This is a genomic window from Pseudomonas kitaguniensis, assembly GCF_009296165.1.
Lineage (GTDB): Bacteria > Pseudomonadota > Gammaproteobacteria > Pseudomonadales > Pseudomonadaceae > Aquipseudomonas > Aquipseudomonas kitaguniensis.
Window position 1 is genome coordinate 1 of the sequence record NZ_VUAZ01000034.1, and the last position, 16,577, is coordinate 16,577.

12 protein-coding genes and 2 pseudogenes are annotated in these 16,577 nt (G+C 60.7%); 6 read left to right on the plus strand and 8 right to left on the minus strand.

The window, feature by feature from the left end:
- Nucleotides 1–122: 122 nt before the first annotated feature.
- The 6 genes and pseudogenes from iolG to F0169_RS06805 form a co-directional block, all read right to left on the minus strand.
- Complete coding sequence (iolG, locus tag F0169_RS06780) at nt 123–1,148, minus strand: bifunctional inositol 2-dehydrogenase/D-chiro-inositol 1-dehydrogenase (protein WP_058411645.1); 1,026 nt, start codon at nt 1,146–1,148, stop codon at nt 123–125.
- 19 nt (nt 1,149–1,167) lie between these two features.
- Nucleotides 1,168–3,098: pseudogene (gene iolD / locus F0169_RS06785) on the minus strand (3D-(3,5/4)-trihydroxycyclohexane-1,2-dione acylhydrolase (decyclizing)).
- 149 nt (nt 3,099–3,247) lie between these two features.
- On the minus strand, nt 3,248–4,069 hold the full coding sequence (locus F0169_RS06790) for a TIM barrel protein (protein ID WP_152746081.1): 822 nt from the start codon (nt 4,067–4,069) through the stop codon (nt 3,248–3,250).
- Nucleotides 4,070–4,094: 25 nt separating this feature from the next.
- Nucleotides 4,095–4,883 (minus strand): 5-deoxy-glucuronate isomerase, encoded by a 789-nt coding sequence (iolB, locus tag F0169_RS06795; RefSeq protein ID WP_058411648.1) that lies wholly within the window; start codon nt 4,881–4,883, stop codon nt 4,095–4,097.
- Nucleotides 4,883–5,773: a myo-inosose-2 dehydratase gene (gene iolE, locus F0169_RS06800; RefSeq protein WP_152746082.1), complete on the minus strand. Its 891-nt coding sequence runs from the start codon at nt 5,771–5,773 to the stop codon at nt 4,883–4,885. Before iolE ends, iolB begins: the two co-directional genes overlap by 1 nt.
- A gap of 46 nt (nt 5,774–5,819) precedes the next feature.
- Entirely contained in the window at nt 5,820–7,757 is a 1,938-nt protein-coding gene (locus F0169_RS06805; RefSeq protein ID WP_058411650.1) for a bifunctional 5-dehydro-2-deoxygluconokinase/5-dehydro-2-deoxyphosphogluconate aldolase, read from the minus strand.
- Here F0169_RS06805 and F0169_RS06810 point away from each other — a divergent pair.
- Nucleotides 7,756–7,959, plus strand: a complete 204-nt coding sequence (locus F0169_RS06810; RefSeq protein ID WP_147468955.1) for a hypothetical protein — start codon at nt 7,756–7,758, stop codon at nt 7,957–7,959. The genes F0169_RS06805 and F0169_RS06810 overlap by 2 nt on opposite strands.
- 82 nt (nt 7,960–8,041) lie before the next feature.
- Nucleotides 8,042–8,962 carry a MurR/RpiR family transcriptional regulator gene (locus tag F0169_RS06815; protein ID WP_058411651.1) on the plus strand — a complete coding sequence of 307 codons (921 nt, stop codon included), beginning with the start codon at nt 8,042–8,044 and terminating at the stop codon, nt 8,960–8,962.
- A gap of 195 nt (nt 8,963–9,157) precedes the next feature.
- On the opposite strand, the gene F0169_RS06820 is transcribed toward F0169_RS06815, so the two are convergent.
- On the minus strand, nt 9,158–10,063 hold the full coding sequence (locus tag F0169_RS06820) for a hypothetical protein (protein WP_152746083.1): 906 nt from the start codon (nt 10,061–10,063) through the stop codon (nt 9,158–9,160).
- A gap of 412 nt (nt 10,064–10,475) precedes the next feature.
- Between F0169_RS06820 and F0169_RS06825 the strand changes: the two genes are divergently transcribed.
- Both F0169_RS06825 and F0169_RS06830 read left to right on the plus strand, forming a co-directional pair.
- Entirely contained in the window at nt 10,476–11,159 is a 684-nt protein-coding gene (locus F0169_RS06825; protein WP_003173528.1) for a response regulator transcription factor, read from the plus strand.
- Nucleotides 11,137–12,528, plus strand: a complete 1,392-nt coding sequence (locus F0169_RS06830) for a sensor histidine kinase (protein ID WP_058411654.1) — start codon at nt 11,137–11,139, stop codon at nt 12,526–12,528. The genes F0169_RS06825 and F0169_RS06830 overlap by 23 nt, the downstream gene beginning before the upstream one ends.
- A gap of 202 nt (nt 12,529–12,730) precedes the next feature.
- Here F0169_RS06830 and F0169_RS06835 read toward each other — a convergent pair.
- Nucleotides 12,731–13,146 (minus strand): annotated as a pseudogene (locus F0169_RS06835) (SRPBCC family protein).
- A 251-nt stretch (nt 13,147–13,397) separates the two neighbouring features.
- Here F0169_RS06835 and F0169_RS06840 point away from each other — a divergent pair.
- Together F0169_RS06840 and F0169_RS06845 are read left to right on the plus strand one after the other, a co-directional pair.
- Entirely contained in the window at nt 13,398–15,542 is a 2,145-nt protein-coding gene (locus F0169_RS06840) for a TonB-dependent siderophore receptor (RefSeq protein ID WP_152746084.1), read from the plus strand.
- A 294-nt stretch (nt 15,543–15,836) separates the two neighbouring features.
- Nucleotides 15,837–16,508 (plus strand): helix-turn-helix transcriptional regulator, encoded by a 672-nt coding sequence (locus F0169_RS06845; RefSeq protein WP_152746085.1) that lies wholly within the window; start codon nt 15,837–15,839, stop codon nt 16,506–16,508.
- The last annotated feature ends 69 nt before the right edge of the window (nt 16,509–16,577 follow it).

Genomic DNA, 16,577 nt, shown 5'->3' on the forward strand with positions numbered 1-16,577 from the left:
TAAGGGTCAAGTGCGATACGCATGTTCAGAACCTCCCGGATCTGCTGTTGGAATGCAATCTACTGTGGGAGGGGGCTTGCTCCCCCCTCCCACACTGGCGCGTTCCGTCAGTGGGTTGGGCGTTAGCCGTAGAAGTGCGGGCGTGGTGGCAGGCTGACTTTTACGATCTGCTCGCTGCTTTGCGCTTCAATGCACGCGTCCGCTGCCACTGCTGCGGCAAACCCGTCCCACGCCGATGGCCCACCGACCTGGCCGGCGCGCACGCTGTCGATAAACGCCTGCAACTCAACGTCATACGCGCCGATAAAGCGGTCTTTCCAATCCATCAAAATCGCATTCGACAGCTTCGCCTCGCTGCGCAATTGCACGTGCGAAGGCTCCGGCAGCTTGGCGATGCCTGTCTCGCCGACCACCTCGCACTGAATGTCGTAGCCGTATTGGCAGTTCACAAACACTTCCACATCGATGCGCGTGCCCTTGGCGGTTTCCAGCAGCACGATCTGCGGGTCACGCAGGTGCGCCAAGGCTTTGCTGGTCTTGCGCGGGAACACCACTTGCACCGACACATAGTCGTCGTTGAGCAACCACCGCAACACATCCAATTCGTGGATAAGCGTGTCGGTGATCGCCATGTCGGTCTTGTAGTTCTCGCCCACCGTCGGGTTGCGGTGCGCGCAGTGCAGCATCAGCGGCTCGCCGATCTGGCCACTGTCGATCACCGCTTTGAGCGCGCGATAACCGTGGTCATACGGGCGCATGAAGCCTACTTGCACCAGGCGCTTGCCGTGCGCCACCTCGGCGTCGACGATCTTGCGGCAGCCCTCAGCCGTCACCGCCAGTGGCTTTTCGCAAAACACCGGCTTGCCGGCGGCAATGGCGGCGAGCACGAATTCTTCGTGGCTCGGCCCCCAGGAAGTGACCAAAATCGCATCCACCTGCGGCGAATTGATCAACGCGTGGCCGTCCGCATACACCTCGGCGCTGAGCTGCAAATCTGCAACCACCTTGGCCGCTTGCTCAAGGTTGATGTCGGTCACCGCCACCACCTGGCTATTGAGCAGGGTTTGGCTGCAACGACGAATATGGTCACGGCCGATAGCGCCCGTACCAATGACGCCCAGGCGCAACGAACTTGATTGAAAAGACATACAAACACTCCTCTTGTTATTAGTACTGCCGAGCTTTGGCCAGGCGTTCATTGAGTTGTTTGGCCACCGCGTCAGTCCGCGCGCTGGTAGAGACTTGCGCCACACCGACCCGCCACCACGACAGGTATTTGTGGATCATGGTTTTGGGCAGCACCTTGATATCGATCAGCGTCGACACCGTTTGCGTGCGCGCATCGGCCAGCGCCGCGCGCAGTTGCTCGACGTTGCTGACCTTGTAGGTCTTGCAGCCATAGGCCGCCGCGCTCATGGCGAAATCCACCGGCACGAAACCACCGTCAAGCTTGCCGGTTTGCGGGTTACGGAAGCGGAACTCGGTGCCGAAGCTGTCCATGCCGTGTTCCATCTGCAGGTTGTTGATGCAGCCAAACGTCATGTTGTCGAGCAGCACCACGTTGATCTTGCGCCGCTCCTGAATAGACGTGGCCAGCTCCGAGTGCAGCATCATGTAGGAGCCGTCACCGACCAGCGCGTAAACCTCACGCGCGGGTTCTGCGAGCTTCACGCCCAGCGCGGCGTTGACCTCGTAGCCCATGCACGAATAACCGTACTCGACGTGGTAGGTATTCACGCCTTGCTGCGCCAGCTGCGCTGCAAATCACCCGGCAGGCTGCCGGCAGCGGCGACGATGATCGCGTCATCCGCCAGGGTTTCGTTCAGCACGCCGAGCACGCGGCTCTGGGTCAGGCACGAACCGGTCAGCTCGATGAATTCGCGCAGCACGGCCGGGTCCATGTGGTCGTTGATTTCCGGTACAAAATTCTCGGTCTGGTAATCGGCCTGGTAGATGCGGTCCACCTCGGCATCCAGTTGCGCCTTGGCGTTACGTGGCTGGTCGGCCCAGCCCGAGCGATAGTCACCCAACGCGTTCGCCAGCGCTTCCAGGCCCACTTTGGCATCGGCGAGTAACTGCACACCGTCGAGTTTCAGCGCGTCGCACGGGCTGATATTGAGGTTGAGAAACTGCACCTCTGGGTGTTTGAACAGTGACTTGGATGAGGTGGTGAAGTCGGTGTAACGCGTGCCGATGCCGATAATCAGGTCGGCCTCGGGCGCCAGCAGGTTCGCGGCCAGGCAACCGGTTTCGCCGATACCGCCGAGGTTCAGCGGGTGGCTGGAGACCACCGCACTTTTGCCCGCCTGGGTTTCTGCAAAGGGAATCTCAAAACGCTCGGCGAAGGCTTGCAGGGCGGCATTCGCACCGGCGTACTTGACCCCGCCGCCGCAGATAATCAGCGGCTTGCGCTTGCCCTTGAAGGCTGCCAACGCATCGCCGAGCATCGCTTCGGTGGGTGGGCGCCGGTCGATACGGTGCACACGCTTTTGCAGGAAGTAATCGGGATAGTCCCAGGCTTCGGCCTGCACGTCCTGTGGCAAGGCCAGGGTTACCGCGCCGGTTTCCGAAGGGTCGGTCAGCACGCGCATGGCGTGGATCGCGGCGGTCATTAATTGCTCGGGGCGGTTGATGCGGTCCCAGTATTTGCTCACGGCGCGGAAGGCATCGTTGGTGCTGATGCTGAGGTCGTGGAACTGTTCGATCTGCTGCAGCACCGGGTCGGGCTGGCGGCTGGCGTAGACATCGCCCGGCAACAGCAATAACGGAATGCGGTTAGCCGTGGCGGTGGCCGCCGCGGTCAGCATGTTCGCCGCACCGGGGCCAACCGACGAGGTGCACGCGTAGATTTTGCGGCGCAGGTGCTGCTTGGCAAAACCAATCGCAGCGTGGGCCATGCCCTGCTCGTTACGGCCCTGATGCACCACCAGGTCGCCGCTGTCCTGTTCCAGCGCCTGGCCCAGCCCCAGCACATTGCCGTGGCCGAAAATCGTGAATATGCCGGCGACAAACTTGCTCTGCACGCCATCCACTTCGATGTATTGATTGTCCAAAAACTTCACCAGGGCCTGGGCCATGGTCAATCTTGTCGTGGTCATGTTCGCACCTTGTATGAATGCAAATCCGTCGATCAACCCCCACCCAATGTGGGAGCGGGCTTGCTCGCGATTGCGCTGGGTCAGTAAATGAATCAGGTGACTGACACACCGCTATCGCGAGCAAGCCCGCTCCCACAGGTTGGGCGGCGTCAGGTTCGGGAGCGTTGCAGGTGGGCGATGCTTGCGCCAATGGCCTGCTGAATATCGGGCAGCGCGTGCACGCTTTCGGCAAACGGTTCGAACGACAGGTAGCCGTTGTAGCCGGTGCTGAGCAAGGTGTCGATTTGCGCTGCATTGCCGAGAATATCGCCCTCGCCCACCAGCACGCGGTGGCCGTCGCGAATCGAATTCAGCGGCGCGGCGGCATCCTCGACGCCGGAGATATGCACCAGCCCGGTCAGTTCCGGGAAGAACTCATGCTCGCTGGCCAGGTGATGGTGGAAGGTGTCATGCACCAGGCGAAACACGTCCAGGCCGCCAATCGACTGGATCGCGTCGACCGCCACGCGCTTGCGGCGCAGCGCGCATTCTTCAAAGCCCAAAGGTTCGATAAACCCCAGAATGCCGTGCTCACGCAGGATCGGCGCCAACTCGCTCAACGCGGTGCGCAACCCGGCGGCGCGCTGGGCTTCGGTGCGCGTATCACCATGCTCGTTCAGCGGGCACATCACCAGGCCTTGTGCGCCGCACTCACGCGCATAGCTGGCGAGGTTGACCGCTTGCGCGCGGCGCTCGTCGTTCCATACATCAAACGGGTACAGCGCGTTGATCGACAGCACGCTGATGCCCTGCACCGCGCACAACTCACGCACGCGGCTGGCCGGGGTGCCGTATTCGATTTGGTTGCCTTTGAGATCATTGCGGATCTCGATGGCGTCGCACTTGAGGGCCACCGCCAACTCGATGAAATCCGGCAAGGACAGGTTGGGCGCGACCATACGGTTAAGGGCAAAACGTAGCGGCGACTTCATTGTTATTGTTCTCCGTTCAAACCAGTTAGAGGTCCAGCAGCCAGCTGTGCTGCGGGTCGTTATGGAAATGCCAGGCGCGCGTTGGCCCGGCCATCACGTTCAGGTAATAAGACTCGTAGCCGTACGGCACGCTGACCGGGTGGTAGCCCTTGGGCACGACCACCAAGTCGCTGTGTTCCACGGCCATGGCCTGGTCGATGCTGCGGTCGTCGGTGTATACCCGCTGGAACACGAAGCCTTGCGGCGGGTTGATCTGGTGGTAGTAGGTTTCTTCAAGAAAGCTTTGATGCGGCAAATCGTCGGTGTCGTGCTTGTGCGGCGGGTAGCTCGACGAATGCCCGGAGGGCGTGCGCACTTCCACCACCAACAGCGAATGCGCGGGTTCGCTGTCGGGCAAAATGTCGCACACATAGCGGGTGTTGGCGCCTTTGCCGCGCACGCTGCGCTTGCAGTCTTGCGGGCGAATCAAGCGGGGTTCGTAGCCCGCTGCACCGGGCGCGGCGCACACGGCTATTTGCACGTCGCTCAAGGCCGTAACCTCGGCATCGGTGCCCTGCGGCAGGTAGGCGGCGAAGGGTGATTTATCTTCGAACACCGACTGGCGATCACCGAGGTTTTGCCAGTTGAAACCCTCGCCCTGGATATTCACCCGGCCGCTCAGCAGCACCAGGCACAGTTCTTGATCGCCTGCGGTGACCGGCAAGGTTTCGCCGAGGCTCAAGCGGTAGGCGGCAAAACCCACGTACTCCAGGCGCCCGGCTTCGAGCGCGACCATGGTTTGCCCGCGTTTGCTGCTTTTTACCAACAAGCTCATCACTTAGTCCTCTGGTTGAGCAGCGCCCGCAAGGTGTCATAGCCTTTTTTCGCATAGGCATAGCTGGGCGCCACGGCAGGGTCTTGCTCGGCTTCGACCACCAGCCAGCCGCTGTAATGGGCGGCCAGCAATACGTCGAGCAACGCGGCAAAGTCGATGTCGCCATCACCGGGCACGGTGAAGGTGCCGTTGACGATGCAGTCGGGAAAGCTCCACATCTGGTTGCGCGCGAGCTGCACCACCGGTTTGCGCACGTCTTTGAAATGCACGTGGCAGACGCGCTCGATATGCCGGCGCAGCACCTCGATAGGTTCGCCGCCGCCCATGTAGCAGTGGCCCGAGTCAAACAACAAGCCGACTTCCGGGCCGGTACGGCGCATCAGCTGGTCGATGTCTTCCGGGGATTCAACGTAGGCGCCCATATGGTGGTGATAGGCCAGACGCACGCCTTGCGACAGCGTGAAGCGCGCCAGTTCGGTAAGTTTGTCGGCGTAGTCCTGCCAGGCGTGTTCGCTGTGAAAGCGCGGGCGTTCGATCAGGCGAACGTGTGAACCCTGGATCGAGTCGGCGACTTCACCGTACACCAGCACGTTGGCGCCGTTGTGTTTGAGGAGCTCGACGTGGCCGGCGATGGCCTCGATTTCTTCGGCCACCGAGCGCTGCGCGAGGCGGCTGGAGTACCAGCCGGAGACCAGCGCGAGGTCGTAGGGGCGCAACACATCGCCAACACCTTTGGCGTCTTTGGGGAATTTGCCGTTGAGTTCAAACCCTTCGTAGCCGATGTCCTTGCCTTCGCTCAGGGCGGTGCTCAGCGGCGTCTCACCGCCCAGTGCCGGCAGGTCGTCGTTACTCCAGGAGATCGGGTTGATGCCAATTCGGATTGCGGGCATGGCTGCACCTTTTTGTTTTTATCTGACTTAAGATGTGGACCGGCGTCTAGCTTCGGGCACTGCGCCAGGCAGTGATGAGCTGTTCAAAGGTAGCCTGCACGTGCTGAATCAGCCGCTCATCATCGATCTCCCCGGCCATCCACGCGCGGCTCGGTTCGTGGAAGATCGTGCGGCCCACGGCAAACCCTCGGCACGTACTGCTCTGGCTGGCTTGGCGAAACCCTTCGGCGAGGCATTCAGCCGAAGCGTTCAGGCCCAGCAACACCACGCCACGGCAATACGGGTCGCGCTCGTGGATCAGCGCGTCGAGCTTTTTCCACTCCTCAGCCGACTGCGCTTCGATCTTCCACCACGCCGGGTAGATGCCCAGGTTGTACAAGCGTTTGAGGCTGCGATAGAGCACGTCGGGATAAGTCGACGGGTGATCCTTGGGCGGGATGACTTCCAGCAGCAGTTCATGCCCGCTGACCAGCGAGGCCTCGTACACCGCCTTCAGTTGCGCTTCTTGTTCCAGGCGCAGCATCGGCTCATCGTCCGGGTGAAATTGCACCAGGCACTTGATGATTTGCTCCTGCGGCCAGGCGATCAGGTTGCTGCCAATCGAGCGGCCGTGTTCAAACGCCAACGGCCGCGAGTTCTGCACTTCTACCGGGCGCGCGATCCACCAGCCACGACCGCTGGCGGCATTCAGCGCGTCCTGACCAAAACGCTGGTCGGCCAGCAAGCCCACATCGGCTTCAACACCCTGCTCGCGCAGCTTGCTTTCGACACGTTCGATGGCCTGAATAAACAACTGCTTGATGTCGCTGATGCGCGCCGGGGCCTGGCCGCCTTTTTGCGCCAGCTCCACCAGTTGCCAGCGGTGGTCGAAGGCAAACACAAACAACTGCTTCCAGCGTTTGCGCGGCACCGTAACGCGGTGCAGGCGTTGCAGGGTTGCGTCCTGGTCAGGCCGGGTGATCGGCACCGGGCTATTAAACAGGTAATCCAGTTCGGCAGGCGTGGGCATGGCCGGCGCGCACGCATGGCGCGACACCACCAGGCCGCCGCAGGCATTCGCGAGTTGGCTGCAGCGCTCATCGTCGGCGTCATTCAGCCAGCCACTGAGAAAACCCGACATGAATGCATCGCCGGCACCCAGCACGTTGAGCACTTCAACGCGCACGCCGGGGTAGATCGCGCCGTCTTCCAACCGCGCGGGAATCGCGCCGTGGAGCACCGTGCAACCCTGCGGGCCGAGCTTGACCACCAGTGTGGCCGGGGTCAGTTCGCGCACGGTGCGCAACGCGGTGAGCAAGTCTTCACTGCCGCCGGCGATCAAAAACTCTTCTTCGGTGCCGACGATCAGGTCGAAGCGCGGCAGGATTTTCTGCACATGCTGGCTGACGTTCTGGTCGGCGACGAACCGCGTTTCGCCATCCGCCTTGCCCGCGAGGCCCCACAGTACCGGGCGGTAATCAATATCCAGCACGCGTTTGACGTTGTGCTTGGCGGCGTAGTCCAGCGCCTTGATGCTCGCGGTGTAGACGCCGTCGGTGGAGAAATGCGTGCCGGTGATCAGCAAGGCTTTGCTGGAGGCAATAAAGGCTTCGCTGATGTCTTCGGCGCGCAACGCCATGTCGGCGCAGTTTTCGCGATAGAACACCAAGGGGAAGGTTTCGCGGTCTTTGAGGCCCAGCAGCACCAACGCGGTGAGGCGTTCCGGGTCGACCTTGATGGCGCTGACATCGCAGCCTTCGCGGGCCAGCGATTCCACCAGGAAACGGCCCATATGGTCGTCGCCCACGCGGCTTAACATCGCCGACTTAAGCCCCAGCCGCGCGGTGCCGAAGGCGATGTTGGCGGAGGACCCGCCGAGGTATTTGGCAAAGCTGGTCACGTCCTCAAGCCGCGCACCCACTTGTTGTGCGTAGAGGTCGACGCCCAGGCGCCCGAGGCAAATCAGATCCAATTGACGCCCACTGGCAAAACGAGTCTGGCCCATGCTGGCTCCTGTTATTTTTATCAGCCTGCGTGGTGCCACCGTGGTGACGGCACACGCTCTTGGTGAAAGCAGACTAGAACGTTCAGCGGCACCAATCAATATTTATTCCATAATTATTTTTAGTGGAATATTTTTTCCAATACTTCGGCATAATGGCATGCCAGCCCGGGTGGATCGTTTCAGCAGGCCACCCGCGCCGTGATGCCGGGGTATTTTTTTGCGCCTACCCTGTAGACTTGCGCCCATTATCAGCGCACCAGAACAACCCGTCAGAAGGATTGCCCATGCCCAGCACCGATCAGCCGGCCACGCCCGAGACCACCCAGCAGGACGCTCTCGCCAGCCCCCCGATCAATGCCGAGCGCTTGTTGCAGCTGATCACCGACGAATACGAAAGCCTGCCGCGCCAGCTCAAACGCATTGCCAGCTACATGAGCCAGCAAAGCGACCGGATCATGGTCGACCGCATCAGCGACATCGCTCGCGAATGCGAAGTGCACCCGTCAGCCATCGTGCGGTTTTCGCAGCGTTTCGGCTTCAGCGGGTTCAGCGAAATGCAGGCGCTGTTTCGCGAGGCCTACACCCACAAAACCACGCCGGTGCAGAACTACCAGCAGCGCATCCGCAGCATGATCGCCAACAAATCGCAGAAGGCCAGCGGCGGCGACCTCGCACGCGAATGCGTCAACGCGACCCTCTCGGGCATCGAGCGCTTGGGGCTGGAGTTGGATGACGTAGCCTTCGAGAAAGCCGTGGACCTGGTGGTTAACGCCGACAATATCTACGTGGTCGGCGTGCGCCGCTCGTTTGCGGTGGCCGACTACCTGGTCTACAACCTGCAACACACCAACAAGCGTATCCACCTGATCTCGGGCTTGGGCGGCAGCTACCGCGAGCAGATGCGCAGCGTGCGCGCGAATGACCTGGTGATTGCGATCAGCTTTACGCCCTACGGCAAAGAGACCCAGCACTGCCTGCGCATCGCCCAGCACCATCAGGCTAAAACCTTGATCATTACTGACAGCAACTTGTCGCCACTGGCCAAGCGCGCGAATGCAGTGCTGTTGGTCAATGAGGGGTCGTCGTTTGCCTTCCGCTCGTTGAGCGCCACTTTGTGCCTGTGCCAGGCGCTGTTTATTGCGGTGGCGTACCGGTTGGAATTGAAGGTGGATGAGATTCACGAGCAGGTCGGCTTCGACGATTAAACGCGCAAAAAAAGTGGGAGGGGGCTTGCTCCCGATAGCCGTTGCTATCGGGGGCAGCCCCCTCCCACATTGGACCGAGCGAGGCTCGGGCTTAGTGCATGAAGATCGCGATCAGGATGATCAGCGGGATCGGTACGCCGAGGAACCAAAGCAGTAATGAGCGCATGATGTTTTCCTTAAATTAGGGGCCTGGAATTAACGGGTAAAGTGTTCGGTTTCGACATACACCACGGCATCGCGGCGGCGACCGCCGAAGGTCGCAGCGAAGCTTGCGAAGAACGCACCGATCAACAGCGCAACGAAGGTCCACAGCGAGGTATAAGCAGCAACTTTCGCAGCGGTATCGGCGGCTTGCTTGGCTTTAAGCTTGGCGTCTTCGATGGCTTTTTTGGCATCGCCGTACACCTTGTCAATCCGCGCTTCGGCATCAGCCTGGCTCAGGTTGGTGCGCTGGCTGATCAACTGTGCCAGGTAGGTACGGTCTTCGGCGGCCAGTTGGCCATCGTTGGCCAGGGTGCGCGTGAAGATGCGTGCCACTACACCGTGCACAGCGTCATCGCTGACGGCGGCTGGGCGGTCATCACGGAACAGGCTGTCGACGTAGTAGCCGAAGTCGCCACTGTTGGCGCCTTGAGCGGCACTGCCGGCGGCTTGAGTGAGGCCACTGGCGGCGCTTGAAGCAACACCGGCACCGGCTTTAACGCCGCCGCTGACCACGCTGCTGACCGAACCCACTACCAGTACTGCGGTAACCAGCGTGGCGACGGCCCAAGCGAGGAAACCATGCGCAGTGTCGCGAAAGTACACTTCATCGCCGTGCATATTGGCCCATTTCACGCGCAGACGACCGGCGATGTAACCGCCCAGGCCGGATGCAATGATCTGGGTGAATGCCAGCCAGATAATCGTGGAAATGCCAAGGCCCTTGGCGCTGATGCCGCTGTCGGCCCATGGCGATACTGCGGAAAAGCCCAGGCCGAAGCCGAGCAATACCAGAATAAGCGACAATGCGGCGGCGGCGGCGGCGCCAGCAAAAATCGCCCCCCAGGAAACCCCGGAGAGCGTGCTCGACTCTTGTAGCGTGGATGATGAGGTGATCATTGTTGTTTTGCTCCCGGCAGGAAAAATAGTGTTACAAGTCTCAAAAAGGACAGTGCAGGCGGCGTGCCAGCCGGGGTAAAAATTAAAATCGTTGTATTTCAATAAGTTAAGTAAATTGAACTTAGTTAAACCATGCAAGATGCAAGAATTGCCTGATCGGAGCGGGCGTTATGCAATCTCGCTGCGTGGGTAAACAGATCGTTGCCACCTCTGCGTGGGTAACGCACCCTGTGACGCTGCGCGTCAGCCTCTACCATTGGACGCAGAGCGTCCAAGGCGGCATCCTCAGGCAGAGCGTGGGGACGATCCTGTGTAGCGGTTTTGCCAAGATGAAGTTTAATTTAGGAAGCGTTCAGGGATTTATTGGCAAAATGCACTTACTTCTAGTGTGAATCGCTCACCAGGTAATCCTATGACCCGTATTTTGACCATCGAGGATGACGCCGTAACCGCCCGCGAGATTGTCGCGGAGCTGAGCAGCCATGGACTGGACGTAGACTGGGTAGACAACGGCCGTGAAGGCCTGGTGCGTGCCGTGAGTGGTGATTACGACCTCATCACCCTCGACCGCATGCTGCCCGAACTCGATGGCTTGGCCATCGTCACCACCCTGCGCACCATCGGTGTGTCGACGCCGATCCTGATGATCAGCGCCCTCTCCGACGTCGACGAGCGCGTACGCGGCCTGCGCGCTGGCGGTGACGACTACCTGACCAAGCCGTTTGCCTCGGATGAAATGGCCGCACGTGTCGAAGTGCTGTTGCGGCGCAAAAGCACGGTCAAGGAATTCGAAACCGCCTTGCGCGTGGCCGACCTCGAACTGAACCTGATCAGCCGCGAAGCCAGCCGCGCCGACCAACCGCTGACCCTGCTGCCCACCGAATACAAACTGCTCGAATTCTTGATGCGCAACACCGGGCAGATCCTCTCGCGGATGATGATATTCGAGGAGGTCTGGGGGTATCACTTTGACCCCGGCACCAACCTGATCGACGTGCACATCGGCCGCCTGCGCAAAAAAATCGACCCGCCGGGCCTCACGCCGCTCATTCGCACGGTACGAGGTTCCGGTTATGTCATTGCTGAACCCCTCTAAAGGCTGGCGCTCTTCCAGTAGCCGCTTGCTGGCGCTGTACAGTTCGCTGTTTGTAGCGTGGAGCTGCATCCTCATGGGGGTGCTGTACTACGAAGTATCCGGCTACTTGAGCGACTTGTCGCGCCACTCGCTGCTGCAGCGCCAGCACTTGTTCCAGCGTTTCGACGGCGAAGAACTGGTGGAAGCGCTGACCACCAGCATGACCTTCGACATGAAGGGCGTAGACGCTTACGGCCTGTTCGACGAGCAATTTCGCCCTATCAGCGGGCCGATCCGCGCGGTGCCGCCCGACTTGCCGCTGGACGGCAAGATCCACGCGCTGGCCAACTGCGTCGACTCCGACGACCCAAAACTGCCCAAAGACAGCTGCGACGCCGTGGCCACCCACACCGAAGACGGCCGCTGGCTGGTACTGGTGCGCGCCAACGGTTCATTGTTCGGTGTGACCCGCATTATCTGGCACGCGCTGTTGTGGGCGCTGTCGCTGACGATTATTCCGGGCGCTGCCGGCTGGCATTTATTACGCCGCCGCCCGCTGCGGCGTATTCGCGGGATACAAGCCAGCGCCGAGGCAATCGTCGCCGGCGACCTGACTCACCGCCTGCCGCTCTCGGACCGGCGTGACGAACTGGACATGCTCGCAGCGATCGTCAACGCCATGCTCGACCGCATCGAGAAACTGATGAACGAGGTCAAGGGTGTGTGCGACAACATCGCCCATGACCTGCGCACACCGCTCACGCGCTTGCGTGCGCAGCTCTACCGCATCAAGCAACAGGCCGAGGAAGATTCGGTCTACGCGGTAAAACTCGACGACGCGATTGCCGAAACCGACACGCTGATGGCGCGTTTTCGCGGGCTGTTGCGCATCTCGGAACTCGAAGACCATCAGCGCCGCTCAGGGTTTTTGGTGATGGACCCGCTGCCGCTGTTGCGTGAGCTGCATGACTTCTACCTGCCCTTGGCCGAAGAAGGCGAATTGCAGTTGCTGCTCGAAGTGCCCGAGTCGCTGCCATGGATCACCGGCGACCGCGCGCTGTTATTTGAAGCGCTGTCGAACCTGTTGAGCAACTCGATCAAGTTTTCGCCTGCGGGCGGTGAAGTGATCTTGCGCGGGGTCAATGATGCCGGTAGCACGCGCATCGAAGTGCACGACTCCGGCCCGGGCATTCCGGCGGCGGAGCGCGATGCGGTGTTCCAGCGTTTTTATCGCGTGGATGAAAGCGACCAACAAGGCGGCTTCGGTTTGGGGTTGTCGATTGTGGCGGCGATCATCAACTTGCACGGTTTCAAGCTGGTGGTCGGCAGCAGCCAGCGCGGCGGTGCGCGCCTGGTGCTGGAATGCCGGCAGCAATTGATGCCCGAATAGACCAGGTTTGAGTGGTTAAAGCAGATCAAAAGGGCTGTTGTGGGAGCGGGCTTGCTCGCGATTGCGGTGTGTCAGCTAAGCATTTGTCAACTGACACACCGCAATCGCGAGCAAGCCCGCTCCCACAGTTACTGCATTTCTACTTTAGGGATTCAGCCAGATACACCGCTGTCGGCAACGAGCGACCTCCCACACCGGCTTATCAAGCCGGGAAGTTGGCGCGCAACGCTTCTAGCCCGTCGCTGTACACGCCGGTAAACAGCGTTTCTACCTGCTCATCAGTGGTGCCCGGCGCCGGCTGAACACGCCGGACCAGGTGACTTTCGCCGACGCATCGGTCAAGGCTTCAACCTGCACCGTCGCAAGGTAGGCACTGACCGGAAACGGTGACTGCTCGATGGTGTAGCTGTAGCTGCGCAACACGTTATCAAAGCTCTGCAAACGCTCGACGATCACGCTGCCATCCGCCGTTTCCAAATGGCGCAGGCGGCCACCGTCGCCCGCCTCGCTTTTGACGATTAACGGCAGCCAGTCCGGCAGCGCGTTGAAGCCGCCGATCAATTGCCAGGCCTGTTCGGCCGACACCGGGATTTCAATCACAGCAGATGCTTTTGGCACGGTAAATCTCCAGAAACCGAAGGAAAACGTTGCCCAGCCTGCCACGCTCAGCGCATCAATGCACCAACTCTGTGGGCGGCGGCGTGCTGCCGCTGGCGGCGCCACCGTCGATAATCCTGGCGGCTGGCACACGGCTATCGGGAGCAAGCGCCCTGCCACATTAGCCCGGGCCGTGATTCAAGACCTTGTAAAACCGCACCGTTATGCCTAGCTTATGCGCCCCCCTGCCCTGCGCTTTAAGGCCTTGCCCCATGGTTTTGCGTTTTCGTCCCGTCGTCACGTCACGTTTCGCCCTCGGCTTGCTGCTCAGCGGCGGCATCGGTAGCAGCCTCGCGGCTGAAATTGAACTGCCGACGGTGCAGGTCCAGGGTCAGGATGACGCAGGTTACCGCGCAGGCAGCGCCTCGGTCGGCGGCTTCAATGAAGCGCCGCTGTTGGACACGCCAGCCTCGATCACGGTGCTCAACGCGGCGCTGATCAAGGACCAGCAAGCCCGGTTGCTGAGTGAAGTGCTGCGCAACGATGCGTCGGTGGGCGACAGTTACGCGCCCATCGGCTATTACGAGAATTTTGTAGTGCGCGGCTTCTCGCTGAACGCCGCCAGCAGTTACAAGATCAACGGGCGCACCATCACCGGCGAGCAGAACGTCGCCCTCGAAAACAAACAGCAGGTCGAAGTGCTCAAGGGCCTGGCCGGTTTGCAGAGCGGCATTTCCGAGCCGAGCGGCGTGATCAACTACGTGACCAAGCGCCCGGAAGACGTACGCTCGGTGACGGTGTCGAGCGATGCTCGCGGCAGCGCCTACATCGCCACCGATGTCGGCGGCTGGTTTGGCAGCGAGCAGCAGTTTGGCCTGCGCGCCAACGTGGCGCACGAAGACCTTAAGTCATATGTAGAACATGCCAACGGCCAGCGCGACTTTGTATCGCTGGCGTTCGACTGGAACATCAGCCCGGATGCCGTGCTGCAACTGGATGCGGAATACCAGACCCGGCAGCAGCGCTCGGTGCCGGGTTATCAGTTGCTCGGTGGCACTGAAGTGCCGCATGACGCGTCGCCGAAAAAACTCTTGGGGCACCAGAGCGGCACGCATCAGGTCGGCATCGATTCGCTGAACCTCAACGGCAAATTTGACTACCGCTTCAGCGATCAGTGGCAAGGCAGCGTGAGTGCGGCCCGCAGCAAAGTGGTGATCGACGACTACAGCGCGTTCGCCTGGGGTGGCGACACCCGCGGTGTCGGCAACTACTTCAGCCCCGAAGGCAATTACGACATCTACGATTACCGCAGCCCCGACGACACGCGCCGCGACGATGAAGTGCAAGCGGCCATGACCGGCGTGTTCGATAGCGCAGGCCTGGGCCACGAATTGACCTTCGGCACCAGCGCGTTTCGCCGGGTGATCGATAAGCGCCTGGCGCTGAATGAATGGATCGGCAGCGGCAATATCGATACCGACGCGCCGACCTTCACCCCCACCGACAAGCCGCTGAACGACAGCCATCGCAACCTCGACAGCCGCCAGTACGGCGTGTTTGTCACCGACCGCATCCGCTTCAACGAGCAATGGCAAACCATCCTCGGTGGCCGCGAAGTGCGCCTGGATGAACACGCCTTCGACAGCCAAGGCAATCAGGCACGGCACACCCGGCAATACGTGTTTTTGCCGCAGGCGGCGCTGATCTATAAACCGCTTGAAAATATCTCGCTGTACACTAGTTACAGCAAGGGCGTGTCCTTGGGTGGCACGGCGCCGTGGTACGCAAGCAACGCCGATGAAACGCTGGCGCCGACCACATCACGACAGCTCGAAGCCGGCGTGAAGTACGACTGGCGCCGCATCAGCTTCGCCGCCGCCGTGTTCCAGACCCGCCAGGCCTATCAGTACGCCAAGCCCGACGGCGCCGGCAATTTCACCTACTTGCAACAAGGTGAGCAAAAAAACACCGGGCTCGAAGTGTCGGCCAACGGCTGGGCCACCGACCGTCTGCAGATCTCGACCAGCGCGGCGGCGATTCGTGCGCGGGTCAGCGACAGCGGCACGCCCGCGTACGAAGGCCATCAGACGATCAACGTGCCGACCTTTCGCGCCAGCGTGTACGCCGACTATGCGTTGCCGTGGGTGAATGGGTTAGCAGTGCTGGGTGGGGTGCAATACAGCGCCAAAAAGTACGCCAACCGCACCGGCAATGTTGAGGTGGGCGATTATGCCGTGGTGAATGTCGGTGGTCGCTATACGACCAGGTTTGACGGCCATGAAACGGTGTTTCGCCTGAGCGTCGACAACCTGTTCGACACACGCTACTGGCGTGATGCGGGTGAGTATATGGGCGATGACTATTTGTTCCAGGGCGCGCCGTTGACAGCGCGCTTGAGTGCGTCGGTCAACTTCTGAGCCTGGGCTATGCGCACACCGTCAACCTGGCCACCAAACTGCAACACACCGTGTGAGATAAGACGTGGGCCGCGCCTTGAGCATGGCCAAACCACCGGTAAGACCGGTCCGACCACCTTTACACGTTTTTTTTAATGATTTATTTCCAGATTGGATCCCCCTCACCCCCGAATGCTGTACTAGCATACGTCTCAGCGGGAGAGATCACCTCTCCAGGTTATTACCCTGGTGACCCATGTCAAATCCCGTTGCCACAGGCTTGAACACCCACACTCGAATTTCATGGATGAAACGATGAACTCACACCTGTTCCCTCATATAGGGAAGGTCATTGCCAGCACCGGAAGTCGCCATTTTCCGCGCATGCTGCATGACCTGATCCTCACCCAACTGGCAGTGGACGCCACCCATATCACGCAAATGCGAGTGAACGCCAAAGGGCACACCCGACGCCGCATCAGCCCGGTCTACACCGATTCGGCGGTGGCTCTGGGCGAAGAACAACCCGCCGCACAATTGCACCTTACCCGTCGCACAGACGACCTGCGCTACGTGCTGTCGGTGTACCGCTCGCACCAGTCGCAAAGCTTTTCGCCGCAGGAACGCAGCATGCTGCAGGACTTTTCCACGCTGTTGCTGCCGATGGTCGAAAAACACATCACCGCGATCCAGCCGTCCCGCCAGAACAGCGACGCGGCGGTAGCGAAAAACCAAGGCATCGAAACCCTGCGTCGGCGTATTGAAGAACGCCTGGTGCAGTCGGGGCTGACCCTGTCCACCCGTGAATTTGAGGTGTGCGTCGGCCTGCTGGGCGGGCTCACCGGGCCGCAGTTGGCGGAGCAACTGGCGTTGAAGGTCAATACCGTCGAGAGTTACCTCAAGCGCGCGGCGATCAAGCTGGGGATCAGCGGAAGGCATTCGTTGTTGCGGTGGATGTATGCCACGCAAGAACCGCTGAATCTGTAAAACCGTATTTGATAGAGCGCAAGCCGGCCCAATCCCACAGGCAGAATCTGGTCAAACTGTGGGAGCGGG